General features: G+C 35.2%; 27 protein-coding genes and 1 tRNA gene. 8 read left to right on the top strand and 20 right to left on the bottom strand.

Translation table 11 applies throughout. The features are described 5' to 3' along the window. The 3 genes from C0Z22_RS13030 to C0Z22_RS13020 all read right to left on the bottom strand — a co-directional run bounded on the left by C0Z22_RS13030 (position 1) and on the right by C0Z22_RS13020 (position 3887). Positions 1-933 (bottom strand): hypothetical protein, encoded by a 933-nt coding sequence (locus C0Z22_RS13030; protein ID WP_103218812.1) that lies wholly within the window; start codon positions 931-933, stop codon positions 1-3. A gap of 206 nt (positions 934-1139) precedes the next feature. After that, the gene (locus tag C0Z22_RS13025) at positions 1140-2489 is read right to left on the bottom strand and encodes a hypothetical protein (protein ID WP_103218811.1); all 1350 of its coding nucleotides are present in this window, start codon (positions 2487-2489) and stop codon (positions 1140-1142) included. 3 nt (positions 2490-2492) lie between these two features. After that, positions 2493-3887 carry a hypothetical protein gene (locus tag C0Z22_RS13020; RefSeq protein WP_103218810.1) on the bottom strand — a complete coding sequence of 465 codons (1395 nt, stop codon included), beginning with the start codon at positions 3885-3887 and terminating at the stop codon, positions 2493-2495. A 132-nt stretch (positions 3888-4019) separates the two neighbouring features. Between C0Z22_RS13020 and C0Z22_RS13015 the strand changes: the two genes are divergently transcribed. The 3 genes from C0Z22_RS13015 (at position 4020) to C0Z22_RS13005 (ending at position 5645) form a co-directional block, all read left to right on the top strand. Then, entirely contained in the window at positions 4020-4394 is a 375-nt protein-coding gene (locus C0Z22_RS13015; RefSeq protein ID WP_103218809.1) for a VOC family protein, read from the top strand. A 245-nt stretch (positions 4395-4639) separates the two neighbouring features. Then, positions 4640-5392: a hypothetical protein gene (locus C0Z22_RS13010; RefSeq protein WP_103218808.1), complete on the top strand. Its 753-nt coding sequence runs from the start codon at positions 4640-4642 to the stop codon at positions 5390-5392. A gap of 10 nt (positions 5393-5402) precedes the next feature. Continuing rightward, complete coding sequence (locus C0Z22_RS13005) at positions 5403-5645, top strand: DUF6868 family protein (protein WP_103218807.1); 243 nt, start codon at positions 5403-5405, stop codon at positions 5643-5645. Positions 5646-5650: 5 nt separating this feature from the next. Here C0Z22_RS13005 and C0Z22_RS13000 read toward each other — a convergent pair whose 3' ends face one another. From C0Z22_RS13000 to C0Z22_RS12970, 7 genes are all read right to left on the bottom strand, one after another. Then, the gene (locus tag C0Z22_RS13000) at positions 5651-6394 is read right to left on the bottom strand and encodes a hypothetical protein (protein WP_103218806.1); all 744 of its coding nucleotides are present in this window, start codon (positions 6392-6394) and stop codon (positions 5651-5653) included. Positions 6395-6438: 44 nt separating this feature from the next. Continuing rightward, entirely contained in the window at positions 6439-7356 is a 918-nt protein-coding gene (locus C0Z22_RS12995) for a spore coat protein U domain-containing protein (RefSeq protein WP_103218805.1), read from the bottom strand. A gap of 1 nt (position 7357) precedes the next feature. Then, on the bottom strand, positions 7358-9772 hold the full coding sequence (locus C0Z22_RS12990) for a fimbria/pilus outer membrane usher protein (RefSeq protein ID WP_103218804.1): 2415 nt from the start codon (positions 9770-9772) through the stop codon (positions 7358-7360). After that, a complete protein-coding gene (locus tag C0Z22_RS12985) occupies positions 9762-10451 on the bottom strand; it encodes a fimbria/pilus periplasmic chaperone (protein WP_103218803.1) in 690 nt (229 codons plus the stop codon). Before C0Z22_RS12985 ends, C0Z22_RS12990 begins: the two co-directional genes overlap by 11 nt. A 59-nt stretch (positions 10452-10510) precedes the next feature. Then, positions 10511-10750: a hypothetical protein gene (locus tag C0Z22_RS12980; protein ID WP_103218802.1), complete on the bottom strand. Its 240-nt coding sequence runs from the start codon at positions 10748-10750 to the stop codon at positions 10511-10513. A gap of 39 nt (positions 10751-10789) precedes the next feature. Continuing rightward, positions 10790-11260: a fimbrial protein gene (locus C0Z22_RS12975; protein ID WP_103218801.1), complete on the bottom strand. Its 471-nt coding sequence runs from the start codon at positions 11258-11260 to the stop codon at positions 10790-10792. Between the two features lie 241 nt (positions 11261-11501). Next, a complete protein-coding gene (locus tag C0Z22_RS12970; protein WP_103218800.1) occupies positions 11502-11699 on the bottom strand; it encodes a DUF1232 domain-containing protein in 198 nt (65 codons plus the stop codon). A 176-nt stretch (positions 11700-11875) separates the two neighbouring features. Between C0Z22_RS12970 and C0Z22_RS12965 the strand changes: the two genes are divergently transcribed. From C0Z22_RS12965 to C0Z22_RS12955, 3 genes are all read left to right on the top strand, one after another. Next, positions 11876-13465 (top strand): methyl-accepting chemotaxis protein, encoded by a 1590-nt coding sequence (locus C0Z22_RS12965; protein ID WP_103218799.1) that lies wholly within the window; start codon positions 11876-11878, stop codon positions 13463-13465. Positions 13466-13811: 346 nt separating this feature from the next. After that, positions 13812-14156 carry a hypothetical protein gene (locus tag C0Z22_RS12960; protein ID WP_103218798.1) on the top strand — a complete coding sequence of 115 codons (345 nt, stop codon included), beginning with the start codon at positions 13812-13814 and terminating at the stop codon, positions 14154-14156. Positions 14157-14228: 72 nt separating this feature from the next. Then, positions 14229-14798 carry a hypothetical protein gene (locus tag C0Z22_RS12955; protein WP_103218797.1) on the top strand — a complete coding sequence of 190 codons (570 nt, stop codon included), beginning with the start codon at positions 14229-14231 and terminating at the stop codon, positions 14796-14798. Here C0Z22_RS12955 and C0Z22_RS12950 read toward each other — a convergent pair. Both C0Z22_RS12950 and C0Z22_RS12945 read right to left on the bottom strand, forming a co-directional pair. After that, positions 14780-15385: a hypothetical protein gene (locus C0Z22_RS12950; protein ID WP_103218796.1), complete on the bottom strand. Its 606-nt coding sequence runs from the start codon at positions 15383-15385 to the stop codon at positions 14780-14782. The two genes, C0Z22_RS12955 and C0Z22_RS12950, sit on opposite strands and share 19 nt — an antisense overlap. Continuing rightward, positions 15375-16169, bottom strand: a complete 795-nt coding sequence (locus tag C0Z22_RS12945) for a biosynthetic peptidoglycan transglycosylase (RefSeq protein ID WP_103218795.1) — start codon at positions 16167-16169, stop codon at positions 15375-15377. The genes C0Z22_RS12950 and C0Z22_RS12945 overlap by 11 nt, the downstream gene beginning before the upstream one ends. A gap of 205 nt (positions 16170-16374) precedes the next feature. Here C0Z22_RS12945 and C0Z22_RS12940 point away from each other — a divergent pair, with 205 nt between their 5' ends. Continuing rightward, on the top strand, positions 16375-17217 hold the full coding sequence (locus C0Z22_RS12940; RefSeq protein WP_103218794.1) for a hypothetical protein: 843 nt from the start codon (positions 16375-16377) through the stop codon (positions 17215-17217). A 16-nt stretch (positions 17218-17233) separates the two neighbouring features. Here the strand turns inward: C0Z22_RS12940 and C0Z22_RS12935 are convergent, their stop codons facing one another. Genes C0Z22_RS12935 through dapF form a run of 4 tightly spaced genes read right to left on the bottom strand, consistent with a single transcriptional unit; the run spans position 17234 to position 19721 of the window. After that, entirely contained in the window at positions 17234-17764 is a 531-nt protein-coding gene (locus C0Z22_RS12935) for a TIGR00730 family Rossman fold protein (protein ID WP_103218793.1), read from the bottom strand. Position 17765: 1 nt separating this feature from the next. After that, on the bottom strand, positions 17766-18551 hold the full coding sequence (locus tag C0Z22_RS12930) for a TlyA family RNA methyltransferase (RefSeq protein WP_103218792.1): 786 nt from the start codon (positions 18549-18551) through the stop codon (positions 17766-17768). Further along, positions 18551-18940, bottom strand: a complete 390-nt coding sequence (locus C0Z22_RS12925; protein ID WP_103218791.1) for a hypothetical protein — start codon at positions 18938-18940, stop codon at positions 18551-18553. The genes C0Z22_RS12930 and C0Z22_RS12925 overlap by 1 nt, the downstream gene beginning before the upstream one ends. Next, positions 18933-19721, bottom strand: coding sequence for a diaminopimelate epimerase (gene dapF, locus C0Z22_RS12920; protein ID WP_103218790.1), 789 nt, complete (start codon positions 19719-19721; stop codon positions 18933-18935). The genes C0Z22_RS12925 and dapF overlap by 8 nt, the downstream gene beginning before the upstream one ends. Positions 19722-19853: 132 nt before the next feature. Here dapF and C0Z22_RS12915 point away from each other — a divergent pair. Continuing rightward, positions 19854-19930, top strand: a tRNA-Ile gene (locus C0Z22_RS12915). A 193-nt stretch (positions 19931-20123) separates the two neighbouring features. On the opposite strand, the gene C0Z22_RS12910 is transcribed toward C0Z22_RS12915, so the two are convergent. The 4 genes from C0Z22_RS12910 to C0Z22_RS12890 all read right to left on the bottom strand — a co-directional run bounded on the left by C0Z22_RS12910 (position 20124) and on the right by C0Z22_RS12890 (position 23660). Beyond that, a complete protein-coding gene (locus C0Z22_RS12910) occupies positions 20124-20552 on the bottom strand; it encodes a GNAT family N-acetyltransferase (RefSeq protein ID WP_233189731.1) in 429 nt (142 codons plus the stop codon). Between the two features lie 1264 nt (positions 20553-21816). Further along, positions 21817-22092 (bottom strand): DUF4242 domain-containing protein, encoded by a 276-nt coding sequence (locus tag C0Z22_RS12905; RefSeq protein WP_103218788.1) that lies wholly within the window; start codon positions 22090-22092, stop codon positions 21817-21819. Between the two features lie 463 nt (positions 22093-22555). Next, a complete protein-coding gene (locus C0Z22_RS12895) occupies positions 22556-22921 on the bottom strand; it encodes a cupin domain-containing protein (protein WP_103218786.1) in 366 nt (121 codons plus the stop codon). A gap of 40 nt (positions 22922-22961) precedes the next feature. Then, complete coding sequence (locus C0Z22_RS12890) at positions 22962-23660, bottom strand: CPBP family intramembrane glutamic endopeptidase (protein ID WP_103218785.1); 699 nt, start codon at positions 23658-23660, stop codon at positions 22962-22964. Positions 23661-23800: the final 140 nt, after the last annotated feature.

Raw genomic sequence — 23800 nt, 5'->3', positions numbered from 1 at the left:
TTAATTTATACAGACAAAATTCTCATAGCGCACAGGTTTGCGGCCATTAGATAAAGCAGTTTTATAAGAGCTTAGGTTTGAGTGATCAATTGTTCCCCAAACAAAATCTGTCTCATTAGTATTTTCAGCAACAAATTTTCTCTGAATTGCTTTAGCTAGTCCCTTACCTTTCCAATTCTTATCGATGAAAATCTCATGAAAATAGATACCATCATGGCCTAGAAACGCAGAACGTTCAGCAGCGATTAGACCAATTTGTTGTCCACCTAAGAAAACAAGTTGTAAAAGTCCTTGCTCCATTGAGCCTTCCATCGATTCATGAGAATTTGCCACTACTCTTTTAGAGAGCTCGGGAACCTCACGATTAAAATCCTCATACCCCTTCTTATACCAAGCGTGATAAGAGTCATCTCTAATGATCTTAAAGCTTAACTTTTCTTCATAAGGCCAAGCGTTAAGTTTTTTAATCTCTCGAGAAGAAGTGACCATGTGAGTTGCAGCAATCATATCAACATCTTCTAATTCCACCGATGAGTGGAAACAGATATAAAGAGGGTTAAACTTAGTAAACTGAGGTTTTACACTTTCGTATAATTCTAATGCCTCCTTAGTCGTTAAGCTAAAGTTGGCAAGAAGTTGAACAAACGGAATATCGATATTTCCACTCATGTGGTGAATCCCGTAGACTAGTTTCTTATAACTTTCTAGTTCTATGATTCTTTCAGTGTAATCTTCAACAAGAACTCCCGATACACAAAAGTGAGAATGCCTTGCCTGCATTACCTCGATAGAATTCAGCTCTTCAAATTCCTCTTCGATTTCAACGCTAATACTTCTAAGTGCTAATTCCTTAGCTATTTCTAATTCACTTAGATTAAAAGTATTTAATTGTGCCTGTGCAAATGAATACACGTCATTTTTATTTAAATTCATTTATTTACCCTTTGTAGAGTTTGATCATTTAAAGGGCATATTTGAAATCTATTTTTGTCTGACTCGCAGAGATAGATTCAAGGTCGCCCAACAGTTTTTCAATGAATTATTTTTCATACTGGCCTCCTTGATTGATGGATATTATTTAGTGATGCAGCAAAATAGAACGTTGTAGAATTAATGTCAATATTAATCTTTTTATAGAGTTACTTTGGTGTCAGAGGACAAAGAGCATCTAAAATTAAAGATGGCGACTTAGTAAACTCATCAAACCATTTACACTCAACTAACTCGCGGTAATGATTTAAAAGAAAAGTTTGTCCATTCAATCTTTTGTTACAAAGTAAAACAGAGTTCTCTTCTCCACTTTGTAAGTTGGCCAACTTGTCTTGTAAGCTCTTTAGTGCTTCTTCAGTTAAAACTTGATAGATCGTGGCCAGAGCAATTCCTGCACCATCTGTATCAAGATGATTAACGAATAACTTTTTCTCATTTCCACGTAGTGGCCAGTCCCTTAACATTTGATTACGACAGACTTCAAATCGCCCAACGATATCTGATTCATAAGCAATAGCGTCACTCATTAGTCTTGCTATTTCCATGTTTTGATAAAAGTTAAACCACTGAGCTCTATTTGGTTCAGAAGGAATCGGTTCCTTACTATTTCGAACAAGAAAGTCATAAAAAGATTTTTGAAAAACATCATTATAACCCCAAGGAGTATATTCCAAGGCCATATAAAGGCCAGCATCTGACGCTAGCATGGCAGACTTAATTCTTGTAATTAAGGATCTAAATTCCGCTATATCTCTAAGATTTTGAATAGGTATAGTTAAAGGATTCACTCCTCTAAATTCGGCATAAAGAACCGCTGCACGATTAGCAAGTTCTCTATTTAATTGTGCCCTTATCTTTGGTTCTGCAGTTGAATCAAATAAACGAATATAAGCTTCAAGGAGATTTGTGAAAACAGAATCATCACTATCTGCACTTCGATTAAATACAATAGTAAACCATGCTCCTGCGTATTTATTAAAAGAGTTCACATAACCACTTCCACATAATTCACTAAATTTAAAAAAATCACCATTTGTTATCAGTTGATTATAACGTGAATTAATATCAACATACTCAGTATCTCGCTCTCGTGCATATGTTGTTTTATGTATTGCAATCTGTATTGTATTTGTAATCTTTTGATCTTGGGCCCTAAGAATTTTATCAACATGACTACTGTAGATATTATTATAGTACTTACTAAAGAAAGGGTTATAGAGATTTGTACCAATAACCTTCTGATGAAAATCTAACTGAATATTAAATTGTTGTGTCCCTTTGAAGTCCTGTAGATCGAAACACGTATTTGATTGTTTAAACAATTTCCTTGAGAAACCATCTAATAATTTCAGATGTCCATTTAGCTGTGTAACGCGTGGGTCATCAATATACAAAGAAGAATGAAAATTCTCTTCATTAATTGTGTTTTGTAGAGGCAGGGCCACTGCTTTGGCCCCACCTAGGAAAATTATTAAAAGTATATAAGCTATATTTTTCATAAATTATGCATCATCAGGAATAATGACTCTTGCCAACTCTGGCATACAATAGTTATCTAAAAGAGGAGACACTGGCACCCCCGTTAATCTGGCATCGACACACGCAGAAATATTTCTAAAGTGTACCTGATCGATACCTTGTTCATGAATCGATTTAATACAAGCTAGCGCACCTGTTTCCGGTTCAGGAGTTGGTTCAGGCTGTCCATAATTAAATATATAATTTGCGATCAGATATTCTTCGACCTTTTCAGTAGAAAGAACAGCATCAAACGCTTCCAGTGAAATCTCAGAGCTCTGACTATTTGGTTGAGATAAGTTAGAGAAGAATGTATTCTCGGGTTCATATCCTCCACCAAAGTCATCATCAATATTTAAATATTCATCTTCAAGAATTCGGCGACAATTACTTGCCTTAAAGTATTGATCCACTTGTGCTCTATCAATTCGATCAAGCTCGCTTATAATTTCAGCATTGGCCTCTAGATTCTTTTTCTTTTCAAATAGTAATTTTTCTTCTTCATCTTCTAACTCTAAAAGATCTTGGAATTGAGTATTTTCAATCCAAGGAGCGACTTCCATTGTTGTAATACGGCCAGCATTTGGATCTTGCATCGTTTTTACAACATCACGTACTGAGTCTTTAAAGCTATCAATGTCTGTTGGAATAATATCTGCAAGTTCACCTTTACCAAGTCCGTATGCCCAGATATTAATCTCTAGTCTCTTGGTCTGTGTTTCCGTTCTAAACTCTGTTGAAATTGTTGTATCAGTTGAACCACCTGAGAAGAAACCACGCATCTTCGACTTAAGTTCGAGTTCAAAATTCACATCTCTTTCAACTGATGTTGTTCGATAACGTAGTAAACCTAGGAAGCTCGAGTGACGACCGATTGAGCGTACATAATAGGGACCACAAGAATCAAAGAAACCAACAACGTCCCCTTTAGTTAAAAGACTTGCGGCACTCTCACTTAAATCACTATTTCCTTCTGAAAGTGAATGATAGTAACTATCAACATCAATATCGGCAAAGATATAGTGATAGTGATATGTTGTATTACCCTCTACTTCTGAAAAAACATTTACATTATTTTTTAAGAATAGAAATTTAAAAGTATTCTTTGTTTCAAAAGAGCGTCTATACTGGGTCTCCCAATCTTGTTCAATTTCAATATATCGATATTTTAAATCATATGATGGCTGAGTCGTTTCAATTTTACCCAAACATGTACTTTGATAAGTATTGGTCGCTATCGAGTATCCTCGCCCTAAGACAGGTGAAATTCCTAAATCTTTTAAACGGTTGTCACGAATTACTCTCGATGAAGCAGAAACAGACGTTGCAACCGTAGAAAGTACGGCCAGGGCAACTGCCATTTTTGTTAACTTTTTCACATATCCTCCTATGATATTGTTCAGTCCCGATAAAAAATGTATCTTTAATAAAAGCCACAGGGCAAATCATGTCAATTTAAGCTGTGGTTAAAACAAGACAACAAAAACTAAATCTAAGAATAAGGAGTCACTATGAGTGTAAGCGCGATTGGAATTGCTTGTAAGAATATTGAAAAAACTATTCAATTTTACAACTTATTAAACTTTGATTTTGAAGAATATGGAAAGGGCCATTATGAGGCCACGCAAGAAAATGGACTACGAATCATGCTAGATTCATTCGATTTGCTTAAAGAGATTAATAACGATTGGAAAGAGCCTATAAATTCTGGAATCACTCTATGTTTTCAACAAACAACCCCTAGTGAAGTAGATAAGCTATTCCAACGTATCGTCGACGCTGGTTTTGAAATCGAAAAATCACCATGGGATGCTTTTTGGGGACAAAGATACGCTTCAGTTAGAGACCCAAATGGAAATCAAGTTGACCTCTTTGCTCAGATTTAAAACCTTACAAAAAAAAAGGCCCTCGCCAAATGCGAGGACCTCTTTTCTTGCCCACAGACAGAAGCTGCGAGCTGAGCAGTCCTCCCGAAGGATTCCTACCATCTTCATAATAGCATCAAAACAGGTTCATACATTTAATTTCATCTTAATTTTTCATAATGATAACTACGTAAAATCTAACCTATTGTTAAGTGGGTCCTGCTCTAATAAAATGGTTTTAGCTTAACTAGAGACTGGAGAAATAGATGTTAAAGTTTATCGTGCTTTTAAGCACCCTACTAATTACTTCATGTGCAACAAAAGTACATGGCCTAAGAAAGACGGCCGATTTCACATATACAAATGTTCAAGCAGAACGATTAACAATTGCAGGGATAGTCCATACTGGAGAGAACTGGGATTATAAGAAGCAAATAAGTACAGCAAATCAATTTCGTGTCGAATTACAAGAAAAAAGAAGAGACTTACTCGTTGATAATGCATCACCACTGATCAAAAAAATTGGTCGAGGACTCTATCGTGAGATACTACGTGAAATTGAAGAAGATGGAATTCTCAGTGAGAAATCCCTTACGATATTAGGACAAAATATAACGAAACGTCGCTACCTTGTCTTTGCCAGAATTGAAAGTGACATAATTGAAAATGATAGAACAGAATCAGCTATCACAAACGCAGAAGGAAAAGAAACCGGCGATCGTAGTTTAACAACGACGACAAGAAGAAGTATGGATATTAACTTCTCTATCTATGATATTAGAAATAAATACCTTGCCTGGAATGGTATTATAAAGAAATCAGATCGTAATGACTTAGAATACACAATTAGAAAAAGAGACGGTGTAGACAAGATCATTGATCTAGTCTCGGCCTTTTCATCTAAGAAAAACACTGAAAGTATGAATAAGAAATACCCATTCCCTAAAACACCAGTTGATCGTGATATCTTAGCCTATGCGTTTAGAGGCTTTGCCGAAAACTTACCAAGTAAGGACTAATGGAGATTTAATGAAGACAGAATTGATGACATCTTTCTTAGGTTATTGTGCAGTTATAAATATGGGTTTTTTATTACTTTCAACAGTAATGATTCTCATATTCAAAAAACAAGTAATTGAGATTCACGCTAGTATGTTTGGAATTAAAGAAAAGAAGTTCCCTAAGATGTATTTTAAATACCTAGCGAACTTCAAGTTACTTGTGATTGTGTTTAATATAACACCTTATCTCGTTTTTAAATTTATTCTATAGAGTCATTACTGTATGACTAATTCAATCTCATCAAGAGGGATTTGCACGACTTCAGTTTCGTCATGAACGCTTGTAAGTTCTGCAAATTTCCTATCAGCAGATAGAACAATTACACCATCTTCAACGTCACCATTAGTCAAACGAACCGATACAAACTCACCTTCAAATGTTTGTACTTCTTTTCTTGCAACATCAACTGGATCGATAGCAGAGAAGTGATAGATCTCTTCAAGTGGAATCTTATATTTTACACCTTGCTGATCTTGAAAACTAATTGTTACCCCATCTGTTTTGAAGTTATGACCTTTTATATCTTCAAACTCAATATTATTCAGGACACGCACCTGGATTTGATCAGAATTTGTTTTTCCAATTTCAGCAGCTAGAAGTAAACGATAAATTTCAACCGAGCTTAGTTCTTTGCCATTAATTGTTGAGATCTCATTATAAGAAACTAACTGATGGCTACCGTAACCTCTAATTTCAAAACCACTTCGAGTATAGCCTACAATCTTACCATTAACCTTGCGTGCATTTTCTTTTAGCACAAGATTAACCTTTGCAAATGGCTCAATTTTCTTAGGTCCTAAGAATGATCCAACAGCATCAAGACAGTTGTTGGCAACAGCTTCACTAGCGATGGTTCGTTTAGCTTGCCTAGAGTCTGCAATATAGTTTTCAGTAAAGTAAAAAGTAGTCGCACCAATTGCGAGTACGGCAACACCGTACTTTAGGTCTTTTATATTCATGGAGTTCTTATCGACAACTTGAGCAATTTACTTAAGTAATATTTTTACCAAGCTTTAACTGTGACTGTAATGACATCCTCATAATCACCAGTCGAAGCATTTGTTGGAACATTCCCTAATTTCACATAGATAGGATAGCTCTCAGCATTGATTGAAGTGGCATTATTACGCTGAAACATGAAGGTCTCTTGTCCAGCATTTGAAAGAGATGCGTAATTGTTTGGTCCCACCTTAACTTGATAAGGAACACTACTTGCTGCATTCTTTAACAGAGAGCCATTCTGTGAAGTCATATAAACACCGAAGCCTACATTTCCCTTCACATTCAGAGTTGCACTCTTTACATCCTGACTCGTTAAATTTCCAAAATTCATTATATATTGAGTAGAGTTAGGGTCATGAGGAGAACCCAAAGGAACTAAGCTTAGCTCAGCATATCTTGGAACAACTAACTGCAGATAAAAATACGCAGTCGTTTCATACTCAAGCTGGCCGTTGTTTTTAATACTATAGAAACTAATTTGAATATTATCGCCAAAGTAACCAGAGCCACTTGAAAAGACAGTATCGAGATCAACCTGCTTAATATAAAAATTCGACTGATAAGAGTTGTATCTCACTGGTAAATTAATCACACTATACTCACCAGCTTGAGTTGCATCCGACACATCTTTAAGAACTGTAGCCATATTACTGTCACTATATAAGTTATAAGGAATCGAATTATTAGAAGTCGATGCCATACGATTATAGTTCCCAGCTCCACCAGTACTATAGAAGGCCCTAATGACTTCACATTGAGCTGCGTTTCTAGAACGTGAAATTGTAATAGGGTGGGAAACAGCTTGAACGCTTGAAGATATTGTCCCAACAAAATTATTTACGCTAACATTTAAGTCGCATTTTGCCGCTAAAACTGATGAGACACAGAATGTAGCTACTAAAGCTTTAAACAATGTCATATTAATTCCCCTCTATCTCAATCGTACCAATATCAATGATCCCACGGGATTCTTGATTTATCGAAATATTTTTAACTTCCTTACCACTTATTTTAAGTAAACTTGTTTCATTATCAACACCATCCACAAAGAAGTAACCTTCTCGATCAGTGAAGAAGACCTTCTCCCCTAACTGACAGATCTCCAGTGAAACCGGTCTTCCATTACGTGTAATTTTCCCCTTAAGACTTAAAAGGCCATTGTCACTAATATTGATAAGATGTCCTGATTGATAAGTCGGATAAAGAACAAACTTTTCTTTCTCCAGTGTTGTTCCATAATCAAGAGCAGTTGGGTCTAATTGTACTTCACGGTATTGATATGGAACCATATCAGTTATTGCAAGCTCCCCAAAGAGCGGAGTTTGAGTGTCTGCATGAACTGATGTTGATTTAATAATGAGCTTTTGATCTTTTAAAGATTCTTTAGTTTTAAAGAGGGCAAAACTATTAGTATTAGAACGAGATTGAGCGTAAGCAAGGCCATTATCATACGCGAATAATGAAGTCGTCGATATCCCGAATCCTATCTGATTATAATCTTCACCATTCTTTTCATGAGCATAAGATGCCTTGAAAAAGTAATCGGCCATAGGCGTTGGCATACTAGCACTTAAATTTAAGCGACTATTAACTTCATCGTCATCTGCGGAAACTGTATATCTCGGCTTATATAGCTCATTACTATTATCTTTAGTGTAAGATATTCGACTTGATTTATTTTCAAAATCTCTAAACATTGAAACATAGCTATTATGAGAAGGAAAAGACCATGTTAAAAAAGCAGAAACAGAGTGATCAGTCGGATTATTTAAATCTTTTGTGCTAGCAGCATAAAGATTTATATTTAAGTTATTAATTGGATTAATATTCAACGAGGTACGGATGAAATTTCGAGAACCATTTCCAGAATCACGATATTCTTCATGGCCGGCTCCCAGATTTATCGAGCTATGAGAGAAAATAGGAAATGATAAATTAAGTTGATAGTTATTTTTAATCGAAGGCCCATTATAATCGGCCGTAGCCCTAAAGTCTCCACCGAAAACTTCATAACGCGCTGTAAATGATAGGTTTTCAAGCAAGTATCCTGCGATATCCTGAAATTGCCAAGTCAAAGAAGTTGCATAGCCACTTATATTAAAATTCTTATAATCAGAATAAGCATTCCCCAGAAAGAAGTTTCCAAACTCTGTAGCAATACCATTATAAAGACCAGTTAATTGAAATTTGTCATCTTTTTGATAATAGGCACCTGTTGAAAATAGGTCAGTAAAACCATATTGAACAAGGCCACTATAAAACTCATTATTATCGACATAACTACGGGTTTTTCCAGAATCATCAGACTTTCTTCCCACACTTAACGAATAATCAAACTCACCTCTTTTTAAAATCGATAGTGATGTTGGGATATTAAATTCTAATAACTGCTTAACACCACTTCCATCATCAATTTCTACACGTACATTATTAATGCCATTAACAAGTGGAAGATTTGATAAACGATAATTACCAGCAGGTAGGATTTCTTTTTTTACAAGAGTCCCGTTAACATAAGTACTAACATTAGATCGTCTAACAATTTGAAACTCTTTCTCTCCTTGCGTATAAGGTGTCTCATAAGGATTAATTGAAAACTGTTTCCTTAAATTAAAACCACCTATTGCTTTTGATTGCATAAAGCCTAAGCGGCCCGTTGTAGTATCCCCTAACCTCGTTCGAAGGCGTGAGGATTCAAAATCCTTTGTTAAACTAAAGTCTCTTCGCGTCCAATAAGGATCGCTACTATCTTCATCATCAACATAGAATCCATTCAACTGCAAAACATAGGTTTTTATATTTAAGAAGGAGTTAATATTCAAAGTTAGAGAATCACCACCAAGATACGAATCACCGAAGTTCTTATCAAGAAGATAATTAATCGAACCAGCAAATGGGGCAGCCTCAATAGTTTGACCAGCGTATTTAATTTTTGGGTTTTCTTCTAACGAATAGAAAACAGATTTTAGACTCTCTACAGGTATATCTAATACCACCTGTAATGCCTTAGAATCATAACTTAGAGTATAAGGAATTGTTGAAGTAGCAACCCACTTCTTAGAAGTGTCGACTAATTTATATTTTTCATCCTTAACGATGCCTCTAATCTTTTCATTTAGTATGACACTATCAATATACTTTAACTGGCTTCCTTGAAGTTTTACTGGAATATCCCCAAGAGATTTCCCATGAAGAATAAGTTCTAATTGTGCTTCATAATTAACTTCACCAAAGACACTACGAAATAGCTCAGTTTCAGACTGAGCATAAGCAGTTAAAGGACTCAATTGAGACAGGAATGCAACAAATAGAATTGGTCTATAATTACTTATCAAAAGACGCTCTTAACTCATATCCATTTTTTAGGTTAATTGTATTATTAAATTCAAAGTATCGTGTCGTATTGGCCAAAATATTTTGTCCATTAAGCTTTGAGAGCTCTTTAGCTGGGATCGATAACTTCTGATCACCTTTTACAAATTCAAACCTTACGTTCTTTAGGTATTGATGAGAATTTCCCTTATTAGCAATATAAACTCGAATCTTTTTTCCAACATTATAATGACTCGCTTCAAGTTTAGGTTTAAATTCCTTCTTCGTTACATATAGAACATTCATATACTTGAGCAGCATCTTAATACCACCACGATTCTTATTATTAGTACTTCCACGCTTTAAAGGGACTTGCTCAGCAACAATTCGATAAACTTTTTCAGAAGAGATATTCGTATCTCCCTTCCAATCCACACGAATAGTTTTTCGATCCCCTGGCGAGATTATAAGTTGAGGAGGGAAAACACTCACATCATTTGTCTTAGGAAGGGACTCGCTTCCGTCTTCTTTTTGTATTCGTTCAAAGACATTTACCGTTACAGGAATCATTTCAGATGACGTATTTTCGATTTGAAATTGAGTAGCCTTTTGCCCATTGCTTAGATCAATTGTTTGACTAGTAGGCCTGAAAGTAAAAGACATTAAAAGTGGGAAAAGTGCTAATAAAATAAGTAACTTCAAGCTTCCTCCATGACAGCTTAGACCCTATTTATTATACACAAATTTTAATTGAAGATGAATTAATGAAAGGAAATTTCAATCATTGGATGGCCATTCTTCTCAGACTTTTTAACATCATAAGAATTCTTATCAAGATTAGACTTAATAGCATCATTTGGCTCTTTAGTACCGACCTCATCAACGACTACAACAGACGCTGGAACTCTTCCTCTCAAGTGTAATTCTTTGGCCTCACTCGCGTAAACACTGAGTGAAAGAAGGGAGGTGACAAATAAAAAAGGCAGAGTAAAGTATTTCATCACTCTGCCTATCGGATATCTGACTAAAAAACTTAAGTATTAATTAGCTGCAATCGTTAAAGTAACTGTATCAGCGTATTCACCTTGAATAAGGTTTTGGTGATCGACACCAGTATAAGAAATTGCTAAATCCTTATCGACATTCACACTTGCCGCAGATGAGAATGTGAATACATCAGTAGTTGATAAATCAACAGCATTTCCGTCATAGCTTAATGCATAGTCGATTGACGATGAAGTAACTGAATTGTGAACTAGCTTTCCTTGGTTTGCTGAACTAAAAGAAACAGTATAACCACTATTTGAGTTTGAAACCTCATTTACAGTAGCAACTTTAGAGTCCACTTGAGTAGTGTCTAGAGGAAGAGCAGATGCAACGGCCTCTGGTGTAACACTAATTGACAATAGTGCAGGAACTTGCCCTTTTAAAACAAGAGTTCCAGTTGTTGCCGCGTAAGCAGTTGAAACCATAACGAGTGAAGAGATGAATAAACCTTTAACAATTTTCATAATTTGCTCCTATATATTAATTAGAGATTAACTCTTAAACATACTGAAATTACTGCAACAATCATGCCACCAGTAGTCACAAGATTTCGATTAGATACATCTCCATTATCTGCCTATAAATTAATCAAGTGTCATTTTTTGATCAATTTTAGGTACAAAAGTGTAAAGATCTTTGTCTAATTACAAAGATGTTCACATTATAATTTTACCTTTGATTTTGCTGATTAGGAAACTAAGAAAATTACTCTCTTTCTTTTTTGGCGCGAAGTATCTTTAAACAAGATAGAAACAGAATCACGGCACCCGCTTCATCGAGGTTACCAATATAGGGAATATTATCTGGAATTAATTCGATAATTCCAGCGGTCGGATTTAGAAGATAGATCCCAGAGACAACAAGGCCTATGAGAGGAAATATTTTAGTTGAAAGTAACTTCATTTATTTTCTCATCAAGATTAGTTTTGCTTAGATAAATTGTAACAAATTTCGTTTCAAACTTACAAAATTGTTAGCGAAACGAGCCTAAAAACTGATTAACATCACTAACAAATACATTTCTTTTACCGAAGTTATAGCAAGAATCTTTAGAAATTGTATAGAAACTCAGGAGAATTATGAAAGCGTTAATGAAAAGTCTAAGTTTAAACACGAAGATAATTCTGATGGCCCTCATACCATTTGTTATCTTCACTTCAATCTTTATTGCCTACTCTTATAGCTCAACAAAGTCTGCGCTATTACAGGAAAAGAAAAATCAAATTGAGGATGTGACTAAAACCGCTTATCACTTCCTTGAGTCGATGAACGAAAAAGTGGAAGCTGGTGAGTATACATTAAAGGAAGCTAAAGAGATCACAAAACATTACATTGCAAGTATTCGCTATGGACGTGATATGGATGACTATGTTTGGATCAATGACCTTGAGCCAAGAATGATCGTTCACCCAAGTGATGGCCTTAGAGGAAAAAGTGTTAAGACATTTGTCGACAAGGCAGGAAAACCTCTCTTTAATGACGTTGTTGCTCTTGTAAAAAAACAGGACAAAGGTTTTGTTAACTACATCTGGAATAGTAAAGCTGATAGTAATGTATTTGTTGAGAAGTACTCTTACGTTGAGTTATTCAAGCCATGGGGATGGGTACTTGGTACAGGTATCTATGTTGACGACGTTAATGATTATATTTTCAGCGTCTTTCTAAACCAAGCAATGTTCGGTTTTATCGGTCTTATTGTTATTGGTGCATTATTTGCTTTCGTTTTAAAAACAAGTGTATCAAATCCTCTCCTAACAATGGCAAATCAACTTAAAGAAACTTCACTACAAGTCGCTAACGGTTCCAAAGTAACATATAACACATCAACTCAATTATCTGCTGCAACTAATGAACAGGCTGCGTCTCTTCAAGAAACAGTTGCTTCAGTTGATGAAATATCTTCAATGATACGAAGAAATACTGAATTCGCTGAGGACTCTAAAAAGTCAGGTGAGCAGTCTGAGTACGAAGTACAAAACGGTAAACGCACTATCGATGAAATGCTTTACGCTATTGAGAATATTTCAAATAGCAACACAGATGCAATGAAGAAAATGGAAAGTAGTAATAACCAAGTTCAAGAGATCTTAAATATCATTAAAGAAATTGAAGATAAGACTAAAGTTATTAATGACATTGTTTTTCAAACGAAACTTCTTTCTTTCAATGCTTCTGTTGAAGCTGCTAGATCAGGTGAAAGTGGAAAAGGTTTTGCTGTTGTTGCAGAAGAGATCGGATCTCTTGCATCAATGTCTGGAGCTGCATCTGATGAAATCAAAGTATTAATTGATGAATCAATCAAGAATGTCGAAGCAATTGTTTCAGGCACAACTGCAATGGTAAATGAAGTTATTCAAAGCAGTTCAAAAACTGTTGATGCTGGAAGACAGAAGGCCGGCCAGTGTAAAGAAGTTCTCGATAAAATCGTTTTCAATGTACAGAACGTAAATGGAAAAATTACTGAGATCGCAAGTGCATGTAACGAACAAACACAAGGTGTAAATGAAATTACGAATGCAATCAGACTCATCGATGAAACAACAATTCAAAATAATAACTCTGCACAAGAAGCATCTCGCTCGGCCGCAATTCTAAAAGGCCAAGCAGATAATCTCGATGATATCGTCAAATTAGTTATCGACCTCGTCGGTGGCAATAAAGCTGCCTAACCATAAATAACCTTAGTGAGTAGGGCCAACGCCCTGCTCACCTCCCTTATTTCAATAATTTAAATTAAATCAAGCCTTGAAAGTTTCATTAGTCAAACTTTTATTTGACATCATCTACATTGCTGATATTATAGTTACAGATTTAGGATTTATATCGGTTAGATGATGTGTTTCAGTATACTTTTATTCACTTCTTCTTTCTTTTTTATAGCAATTCATTCTTATATTTCTTTTTGAACATTCCCAAAGACTTCATCTGACCGTATAAATTTCCTAATCTGATTCTTAACCAAATATCCCTGCCAATTTCTTTACTCTTCGTCTTTTAGCAAAGTAAAATATTTTTATGGAAAAAAAATTTGAAACATTATTTTATTTTATGAATGAAAATGTATCTGTTATTGAAGTAAAAAAGTTGGGATTAGCTGACGATGCTCCAAAGGCAGAAATCTATCACTGGTTCTTTATCTTGAATGAAGAGTTGTCTTTAGAGAAACTTAAGTTTGAATCTTCATTCGTAGATCACGTCAATGGTAATGAAATCAATGTGCGTACATTTGAGAATGCAGAGTTTCGTTTTGATGATAGCTTTGGTAAATTTCAAAACAAAGAAGGCGGCCACATTATCATGAAAGTTCCTAACAATATTCTTCCAAAACCGCTATCAGAGCTTATCTTAAACAACATATAAAGAACTTTTTCTCTCTTAAATAAATTTTAATAATACTTAACAATGAATTTATTATTTATTTAAGGGAGAGGTATGAAGGTTTTATTTCCGATTTTAATTTTATTTTTTCTAACTTCATGTGCTGCAAAGTATGGAATTGTTGCTGGTGCGCAAATGCCGACTTATGAAGAAAAGACAACTATCGACAATCTATTTTCTCCGGATGTCAGTCTTGGTCCGTATAAAACAGATGGTACGGGCTTTCATATTGGAATTTCAGAAGAAACGAATTGGCTGTTAACAAAAATTTCTTACTATCAAAACACTTATGACGAAGCCACGTATGAATTAGAATCAAGCACAATCAAAACAGACTTGAAAGAAAGCGGTTTAATGGCAACTACGGCCTTTAAGCTCTGGTGGTTTCAGCCTCTATTTGGATTCAAGTATGTTAATCGTGAATATAGTAATAATGATGTTTTAGAAGATGACTCTTACTTACTTTGGACTTTAGGAATGGATATTGAGATTCCATTGAGCAAACGCTTTTATATATATGGCGGTTATCACTATAGCTCAGGTTCTAATGTAAACTTCATCTACGATACCGACTTTACTGTTACAACAATGGTAATGGGATTACGTTATAATTTTTCGGAATAAACCTTCTTCCAAATTTCGAGTAGTTTAATTGGGATCGGTTCTTTTAATAGAGAAACTTTATATTGATCATATAAATATTTGTCTGCGAGATCTTCTGTTTTTTCAAATTGAAGATTTCGCTTTTCTTGAATATCTAAATCACTTTGACAGTTCCCACCATCCTCTTGATTCGCTTCACATGGATTAAATGCAATACATCCGTAAGGTTTATGATCAACACCTAGTCCACAACCAAAACTTGGATAAAAATAGAAAGGGCATGTATATGACTTTCTAAAAAACTCTCCAGGGCCTATTTGAATATACTTATCTAGGCGAAACTCTGAAATACAATCTTCAAGCCTTTTCTTAGTTTCATCATTAAGAAGATTCTTCTCTTCAAGAACGGCCATAGCCTCTAGAGCCTCAATTGAAGTCATTTGCATCGAATTTGCTTCATACGTACAACATCGGCCAGTACACTTAAGACAATCAAGACCAGAAGCTTCATTAGCAAACATTTGCTCGACAAGAAGTTCTCGACGCTTCTTTGCTGGCTTCAATGATGTATTTGAATATACTTGCTCCAAGGCACTTTTAAAGCTCAAAGAATTCCTCTTCTAGTATTTGCTTACTTCCACTTTCTTTAACAGTTACCTGCTCAAATGAAAGGGCTTCCTTTTGATAGGCTAACATCTCTTCTTCCGATATGGCCTTAGTAACTTTCATTTTTCGAAGGATTGAGTTAACTGTTGTCGTTGCATACTCAGTTAGCTTCTTGTCTCTAAACGATTGTGAATAAATTTTTGGATTAGGAAGTAACATTGCTAAAAAAGCAGATTCTTTTGGATTCAAATCAGCAGGGCGCTTTTTAAAATAGTACCAACTTGCGTCTTTTATTCCATACAAGCCTTTTCCAAATTCAATGACATTCAAATAGGTTTCAAGAATTCGATTCTTTGATAACTTTTCTTCTAAATACATTGTCGTAAAAAGTTCAAAGACTTTTCGTTCAAGACTTCTTTCACTCTTAGTATAAAGATTCTTTGCAAGCTGCTGAGAAATTGTACTTGCACCTCTCAACTTCTCACCTTTTAAGTGATCAGTAACAGCATGATAGATTTGTCTAAAGTCGACACCTTGGTGCTCATAAAATGACCAATCTTCACTAACAATGAAGGCATAGTAAACATGCTTCGGCATAGTATTGATATAGGCCCAATTGCGAGGTCTCTTACTTGTTACAAGATAAGACACATCTTCATTCTTTACAGTCGTTTTAACATAACCACTGGCCAGTCTATTAATGTTTAGAACGGGCACACGTGATAATACATAGCCTGCTAAGACAAATAGAAAGAGGATAAATAGGAACGTAATTTTCTTGAACATTTCTCGCACTTTAACACAAAAACTCGATTCTTGAATAGTCTATCAAAGTGAACAACTACTGTATCAATGAATGTAAATTTAACAACTTAGACTCAACTAAAGCGGCATTATTTACCCTTTTTTCTAAGAGCTCATCAAATTCTACGTAAAGCATGACTTTATCCCGATTTTGTTTCTAACCACACACAATCAAACGGAGTTGTTTATGTTGAAGAAGTCATGTCAAATGATAGCGGCATCCTATTGCCTAATTTTCACCAATATTTCCACGGCCTATGCCAATGATCTTAATGAGAAACCAGCATTTCCTATTGGAAAAATCAACCAACTGAATGCTAATTATACAAGTCCTAAAGGGACGGGAACAAGTAAAGAAATTTCAATTAAGGGCTTTGGAGACTTTATCAATCCAAATCTAGAAGTTGAAAACTATGGTGGAACATTAATCTTTTCTATTGATAACGAATCTTTTGAGTTAGACCTTTCATCACTTCAAATCAACGATGCCGAAAAAATTGGAATCTCAAATATTAATTACAATAACGGCGACACTAATATTGGATTGAACTTAAACCAAGTACAAGCTAGTGGAGAAGGATTTTCAACTCGTCTATCCGGAACAAGCTTAGAGTGTCAAAAGCAAAGCCGTGAAGGTAATGAATACGAGCAGCTTCTACAAAACTGTTTTAATTATCTTAGTCTAAATGTTGGTAGTGCTTTTTTTCAAAGTAGTGAGAGAAGTTTCTACAATCTAACAAATGAATATGAAACTCTTGGAAGTGCTGTCGAAATTGATGACTTAAAGCTTAATATTCGTGGTGGAAAGTTTGATGGCCACCTTAAAGGAAATGTTTCTAAAGGTGTAAAAGTTAAGTTTGAAGGACGTGCATCTTACGACCTAGGAAATAAAATTGTTAATATTAGAATTGATAAGGCAAAAGCTGGACTATTTAATGTTCGTCGTACAATTTTCAAAGAATTAGAAAGATTTGAAAATGATAAAATCGAAATCGACGAGCCAAATATTTATATTATTCTACAAGAATAAAATATATGAGAGGATCTTAATTGATCCTCTCCATTAATTCTTCATTTGAATTTAAAATCGTAATCAACTCAAAGTGCTCTTTCGAGATAAATCCCTCAGCAACTGAATTTTCAATATGTTTAATTAAATGATCAAAGTAGCCGTTTACATTAACTAAATAGATTGGCTTCTTGTGATATTGAAGCTGTGCCCATGTTGTAATTTCAAATAATTCATCAAGTGTTCCAAACCCACCAGGATAAGTCACGAAGACATCTGAAAGCTCATACATTCTTTCTTTACGAGTATGCATTGTATCCACTTCTATAAACTCAGTTAGACCTTGATGCCCTACTTCCCAATCAATAAGAGACTTTGGCATAACACCAATAACGTGTCCGTCTTTAGCCAGCATTGTATCTGCAATCTTTCCCATTACACCAATAGAGGCACCACCATAAACGAGGTAGTGGCCATTACCGACAAGCTTCTCACCTAAGTCCTTGGCATAATTTAGATACGTTTCACCCTTTCCACTTGATGATCCACAAAATACACATACTCTCATTTTATTCTCCAACTTCTTTATTCAAATCTTCTAGCGAAAGAAGAGATTTAGCGTTCTTCTTTAAATATAAAAAGTATTCTTGATTTCCACTCTTACGTCCTTTAATTACACAAGGCTTAAATCCAAGAATCCCAAGTCCCATGGCTTCACATTGAATCTTCATTTCTTCAACGGCCCTTAGAACATAACTATTATCTTTTACAATTCCCTTCTTACCAATACCATCTCTTCCAACTTCAAATTGAGGTTTAAAAAGAACGATCATTTCAGCATCGTCATTACTGATATCAACTAAATTTTTCCAAATCAAGTTCAGGGAAATAAATGAAAGGTCAACAACACAAAGATCAACAGCTTTGTCTAACTTATGAAGCTCCCTTATATTTGTTCCTTCGAGGTTTACCACTCTAGCATCACTAACAAGACTTGGTGCAAGTTGTCCATGCCCAACGTCAATGGCAAAGACTTTAGAGGCTCCATGATTTAGGCAAAATTGCGTAAAACCACCAGTGCTGGCACCAACATCTGCGACTAATTTATTCTCAATAATAACATCAAATGCTTCGAGGGCACCGGCAATTTTATGAAAGCCACGGCCAACTTCTTCGCTACTTTCATTAAGTTGAACGTCATCACTACTTGAAACTTTATATGATGTTTTAGTTACAACTTTACCCGCAACAGTGACTTTACCATCACCTATTACCTGTTGGGCACGACTGCGAGTAGCAACAAGGCCGAGCTCGACGAGTTTCTTATCTAATCTTTCAAAATTTTCTTCAGACATTAATGAACTACTGGTTTGATTTTAATTTTTGTTTTTTGACCAAGCTCAGGTTCACTGAAAACAACATCACCTTCAGTTCCTAAATTAAGACTCAGTTCAAAACTCTTTGAGAGCGTTTTGGAAAGAACTCTCCCTTCTATTCTAACCATAGCACCTGGGCCATAGATTTCACCGCTATCAACAAATTGACCACTTAAGAGAAGATCGATCTTACTCTTCATCACAAATCGACTCATCTTTTCTGGCTGAATATTTTCTATGAAGTGAAGTTCACTCATGAGAATCGTTTGCCCTTCGAAGTCCTTTTCATGAGTCATCACAACTTCCACAAAAATTGTGGCATATGTGTTTAGACATAGAAGGAGAAGTAATAAAAACTTTTTAATCATTAAATTCACCAGTATAGACAAGTTTTGTCTGGCCCCCTAAATAGATGAAGCCATCGACTCTTTTAACAAATAGTATACCACCATTTGTGAGAAATTCTATTTCGTCTCTATGTTCATATTCCTTATCCCACAGCATACATGCCGCTGCGACATTCCCCGTCCCACAAGCAAAGGTCTCGGCTTCGACCCCACGCTCATATGTTCGAATACGCCACTCACCTTCATCAATTTGATTAATGAAGTTAGCATTTGAGCCTCGAGGGAAATCTTCATCAAAGCGAATGCGTCTGCCAACAGAATCAACATCAACTTCTTGCGCGTCATAGACCATAAATACACTGTGTTCAACACCAGTATTAATATAGTACGAATCTTGAGCATCTTCATATTTGTTCGAGAGATCATATAGATCAGCGTCTTTAATGACGGCCATGTGAACCCAGATGACATCACCTTCAATACCTGAAGAGTAGAGCCCACTTCCCGTAGTAAATTTAAAGTCAGTATTCTTTGTTTGCGTCGTACGGCGATAGAAGTCAGTGATAGCACGAGTTGCGTTTCCACACATACTCTCTTCATTGCCATCAGCATTTAGGTAGCGCATATGAAAGTCATACTTGTCACTACTTTCCAGAAAAACCACTCCATCGGCACCGATACCAAAGCAGCGCTGACATAGTTGCTGCCATTTTTGTGTGTTGCCAACGTCTTGCTTCCCATCGCGATTATCAATGAGAATGAAGTCATTTCCATTAGAGCTATACTTACTAAACTTTGTCATGAGAGTATCATTTCATTGTTTTGCGTATTTGACTACTCCCGCCAATTACACATCGCACCACTGCCACATAGCAAAATTTTGTAGCCAGATTACCAAAACTTGGATAAATTTAAGTTTCAAAATTCCAATTGAGGGCCATTAGCTCAGTTGGTTAGAGCCCCCGGCTCATAACCGGGTGGTCGCAAGTTCAAGTCTTGCATGGCCCACCATGAAAAAAGCCTCGACTCTGTCGGGGCTTTTTTTATTTGTGCGATATTCAAGATTTTCAAGTTTTGATCATGGAACAAGTTGTTGAGGCGGCAAATGCCACGATGGCATTTGAAGCCGAGCATCGCTGACAAGCGAACACGAAGTGAGCGAGAGAGCATCCCTCTCACTCCACGAAACCTTTTCAAAGAATGATTAATTCATTATCAATTTATATAAATCAGTATCTAATATCTCACTCAGCTTCCCTTTAACTTGCATAGTGTGAGAACTTCTCCCTTCTGAAAAGCTAAAGCCAAGACGCTTAAATATCGTCATCATTTTTATATTTGAAACTTGCACATGACTATAGATATCACATTCCGGACCTTTACTTGTTAAGTATTTAAATCCTTCCTTTAGTAACTTTTTAAAAGCAAATGTCTTTCTGTATCTTGGGTATATCTGGATAGAAGAAAGTTCAAGATCATTAGAGTTATCCCAATGCTCACCAATTTCTAAATAACCAACAAAATTCTCACTCGTCCATATTGTGACAATAAATGTCGAGCCCCTATTTAAACCACTAATTCTCATATCCCATGGAAAATCACTATATTTTGAAGCCTTCATAATTGGCTCCATATTCAACTTATCTAAGCCTAAAATGAGATTTAATAATCGTTTATCCTCAAATACTTCTGTACCTACATATTTCTTTATCTGATAAATAAATACCTCTCATACTACATATTCTGCTACAAAAATATTTACTTCAAATTATTACAATTTCTTAAATTAACAATCTTAAATATCAATACTCTCAATTACTTATGTTAAACCATCTATTCTAAGTACTTGCATACAAAAAAGCCCCTGACTAACAGAGGCTAATTTCTATTGCTAATAGAGCCCTTACTCGGGGAAGGGATAGAAGAATTATAACACGAATAAAGTTTCAATAAAAAGTCCTTTCTCCTGCTCAACGACGAGCATCCATAGGGAGAAATCATGGAGGATTTTTTATTGCTACTAGAGTTAGTAATTTGCTTACTTAATCTATTGATTATACTGAGCAAGTTCTAATTCGGGGAAGGGCGAGAGATCGCCCTTCTTTTTATAGACGTTATAAATCTATATTCGAATTTATTTGAAATTTGAATTTAATTAATTACTTAGGGATTATGGACACATCGTTCATAAAGTGACATCAATGGCCCACCACAAAAAAAGCCTCGACTCTGTCGGGGCTTTTTTTTATTTTGGGTCAAGGGAGATCACCAGCGGTACGCGCCACCTTTTGAAGATTACAACGACTTACAAATTTAAAATGACTTTTTTAGCTTCTATTAATGGATTATTTAACATTTTATAAATATCGCTAATACAGCATGACATCAAACATAAAAACGAACTTATACTCCAATCAAATTTTGGGAAAAACAAAAATAATTAACTGCTAAAGAATTGAAATACTCAAAAGGTGGCGCGTACTGATCAGGGAAGGGCGAGAGATCACCCTTCTTTTTTTTTTATGGGCGCTATAATTCTATCTTAGATTTCAATAGAAAATTCAATATATTAAATAGCTTAGGGATTAAGGACACATAGTTCATAGTAACATCGATGTCCCACCACTAAAAAAGCTCAGGCGTTTACGTCTGGGCCTTTTTGTTTTGGGTCAAGCAAGGTCATTGAAACTAGTGACTCGCAAGTTGTTGAGGCGGTAAATGCCACGATGGCATTTGAAGCCGAGCATCGCTGACGAGCGAACACGAAGTGAGCGAGAGAGCATCCCTCTCACACCACGAAACCAATTCTAAAAATGAAGCCGAACAAATTCGAGTCTGCATGACTTAACAACAAAAAAAGCCTTCTATTAAGAAGGCCCTTATTTTAAAAAATAAATTTAAGACTCAGCTGTGGTGGGATCAATAATAGTTCCAACCTTAGCAATACTAGTAATAGGAAAATCACCCTTATGTGCGTGTTCCCTAATAAGATCTTCATTAGGAGCAATGTACTCACAATAGACCTTATCATTTGTTACATAGCTTTGTACCCACTGAATACTTGGTCCCATTTCCTCTAAAACATCACAAGATTTCTGAGAGAGACCTTGTAGATCCTGTTGCGATAATTTACCAGCACCAGGAAGCTCCCTTTCAATGATGTATTTTGGCATGATAACTCCTTAGTTTAGATTATGTACGATGACTCTACACCTAAAGTGTTAACCAACTATCAAAATTAATAGTAGAAAGTATAATAGTGTTTAAACCATTTAGATCAACAACACTGAGGAAAAGTTATTTTGAAAAAATACTAATTATTCTCAATTCTGATTTTTTATTGAAATTATTCACCCAAATTTCCCCTCTTCCATACATTAGCCCCGTTGACTTACAGAAAAAGGAATCTTGATCTTGTTTTAGAATTATTCTTTTAATTTTTTTATTAATAATAGAATCGTAATTTTGTATAAATTCACTTTTGCTTTTCACAACTTTTTTCTCAGATAGCCTCAGAGGATAGTTAATCATACTGGCAAGTTCTGTTTTTTTATCTTCTTTGATATGGCCGACCAACTTGTTGTGAAATTTTTTAAATAATTTTATAACTCTCTCCACGAATTAGTCTGTCTTTAGTTAATGGTGTGAATCTTCAGGTACCCAATAGGGTGCTGTAATAATCAAATAAATAAATTCGTCATTACCATCATTTATAAAGGCATGCTTTTCATTCGGTTTCGTATAGACCAAACTTCCGGCCTTAATATGATTTTCGACTCCATCAATAATTGCCCTTCCTGTACCGCTAATAACAAAGTATGACTCTTCTCTTTCTTTATGGTAATGCTCGTCTGATTTTGTACCTGCAGGAAGCTTTACAATTGCAACTGTATGGTGCTCGCTTGCACCTGTTGAGTCATGCCTTCCAACAAGTACGCTGAACATATCTCCACCTGGAAAAGTTTTAAAATTAACATCTTTTACTGAGTCGATAATTTTCATCTAATCTCCAATAATTTATAAGGTGGCGCGTATCTTTTTCTTAAACTTTTAGAATCGTATCTAAGACGATATCTGATACTTGATGTGATGACCAAGATGAAACTAAGTTAGATGTTCTGATATAAACATAGCTAAAAAAACAAGACCCTAAGAACACAAGACATTTAAACTCAAATGGATATTGAGTATGTGTACTAACCATAATCAATGATGGAATAACTATCGCAATCCATTTATTGCGAAATAGAGCTAGAGTAACACCAACAAGTAGGGCCCTATAACTTATTTCTTCATAATAATTAGAGAAAATATTCCCAAGAATACTTTGAGAGTTAATTAGAAATTGAAAATCATATCCGCGGATTAACCAATAAATAATAAAAAGCACAGATAAAGCAAGAGCACTTACTATACCATATAAGAGGGCCGCCTTTATATTAACTAAATACTTTGGGAGTCTTATTACGCCTAATTTGTAAGCAATAAAAATCATAACATATGAGCAAATCGCGCTAAATATTGATCCATAAATAAGTAAGTGACTAAAAAAAAGCTTTGGTTTTAAAACACCGTTTTTAATATAACCATAGAAAAGATTCATTAAAATATCTTTCCCATAGTACCAACTTACATAATAAATAGTTATGGCCATGATAAATATGGCCACTCTTTTTAATAGTTCGCAATCTTCATAGTATAATTTTTCATTTAAATTAGAATTCATAACCTCTACTTTCATTTATTCTCATATAATCGTCTATTTCACTGGTGCATATATCATTTTCAATATAATGACAGAATTAATAGAATTGAGGTCATAATTGGAATCATTACAGAATACTGTCTGAAAAACATACAAGTCTAACTAAACTATGAGGT

The sequence above is a fragment of the Halobacteriovorax sp. DA5 genome (assembly GCF_002903145.1).
Lineage (GTDB): Bacteria > Bdellovibrionota > Bacteriovoracia > Bacteriovoracales > Bacteriovoracaceae > Halobacteriovorax_A.
This window is presented reverse-complemented; position numbering and strand designations above follow the sequence as displayed.

Bases quoted from the DNA above. Each gene is read 5' to 3' on its own strand.
- C0Z22_RS12995 (WP_103218805.1), bottom strand. From the start codon at position 7,356: ATGACATTGTTTAAAGCTTTAGTAGCTACATTCTGTGTCTCATCAGTT.
- C0Z22_RS12925 (WP_103218791.1), bottom strand. From the start codon at position 18,940: ATGATTAAAAAGTTTTTATTACTTCTCCTTCTATGTCTAAACACATAT.
- C0Z22_RS12955 (WP_103218797.1), top strand. From the start codon at position 14,229: ATGAAGGTTTTATTTCCGATTTTAATTTTATTTTTTCTAACTTCATGT.
- C0Z22_RS13010 (WP_103218808.1), top strand. From the start codon at position 4,640: ATGTTAAAGTTTATCGTGCTTTTAAGCACCCTACTAATTACTTCATGT.
- C0Z22_RS12930 (WP_103218792.1), bottom strand. From the start codon at position 18,551: ATGTCTGAAGAAAATTTTGAAAGATTAGATAAGAAACTCGTCGAGCTC.
- C0Z22_RS12975 (WP_103218801.1), bottom strand. From the start codon at position 11,260: ATGAAAATTGTTAAAGGTTTATTCATCTCTTCACTCGTTATGGTTTCA.
- C0Z22_RS12945 (WP_103218795.1), bottom strand. From the start codon at position 16,169: ATGTTCAAGAAAATTACGTTCCTATTTATCCTCTTTCTATTTGTCTTA.
- C0Z22_RS13025 (WP_103218811.1), bottom strand. From the start codon at position 2,489: ATGAAAAATATAGCTTATATACTTTTAATAATTTTCCTAGGTGGGGCC.
- C0Z22_RS12895 (WP_103218786.1), bottom strand. From the start codon at position 22,921: ATGAAAATTATCGACTCAGTAAAAGATGTTAATTTTAAAACTTTTCCA.
- C0Z22_RS12890 (WP_103218785.1), bottom strand. From the start codon at position 23,660: ATGAAAGTAGAGGTTATGAATTCTAATTTAAATGAAAAATTATACTAT.
- C0Z22_RS13005 (WP_103218807.1), top strand. From the start codon at position 5,403: ATGAAGACAGAATTGATGACATCTTTCTTAGGTTATTGTGCAGTTATA.
- C0Z22_RS13000 (WP_103218806.1), bottom strand. From the start codon at position 6,394: ATGAATATAAAAGACCTAAAGTACGGTGTTGCCGTACTCGCAATTGGT.
- C0Z22_RS13015 (WP_103218809.1), top strand. From the start codon at position 4,020: ATGAGTGTAAGCGCGATTGGAATTGCTTGTAAGAATATTGAAAAAACT.
- C0Z22_RS12965 (WP_103218799.1), top strand. From the start codon at position 11,876: ATGAAAGCGTTAATGAAAAGTCTAAGTTTAAACACGAAGATAATTCTG.
- C0Z22_RS12905 (WP_103218788.1), bottom strand. From the start codon at position 22,092: ATGCCAAAATACATCATTGAAAGGGAGCTTCCTGGTGCTGGTAAATTA.
- C0Z22_RS12940 (WP_103218794.1), top strand. From the start codon at position 16,375: ATGTTGAAGAAGTCATGTCAAATGATAGCGGCATCCTATTGCCTAATT.
- C0Z22_RS12910 (WP_233189731.1), bottom strand. From the start codon at position 20,552: ATGGAGCCAATTATGAAGGCTTCAAAATATAGTGATTTTCCATGGGAT.
- dapF (WP_103218790.1), bottom strand. From the start codon at position 19,721: ATGACAAAGTTTAGTAAGTATAGCTCTAATGGAAATGACTTCATTCTC.
- C0Z22_RS13030 (WP_103218812.1), bottom strand. From the start codon at position 933: ATGAATTTAAATAAAAATGACGTGTATTCATTTGCACAGGCACAATTA.
- C0Z22_RS12980 (WP_103218802.1), bottom strand. From the start codon at position 10,750: ATGAAATACTTTACTCTGCCTTTTTTATTTGTCACCTCCCTTCTTTCA.
- C0Z22_RS12970 (WP_103218800.1), bottom strand. From the start codon at position 11,699: ATGAAGTTACTTTCAACTAAAATATTTCCTCTCATAGGCCTTGTTGTC.
- C0Z22_RS12960 (WP_103218798.1), top strand. From the start codon at position 13,812: ATGGAAAAAAAATTTGAAACATTATTTTATTTTATGAATGAAAATGTA.
- C0Z22_RS12935 (WP_103218793.1), bottom strand. From the start codon at position 17,764: ATGAGAGTATGTGTATTTTGTGGATCATCAAGTGGAAAGGGTGAAACG.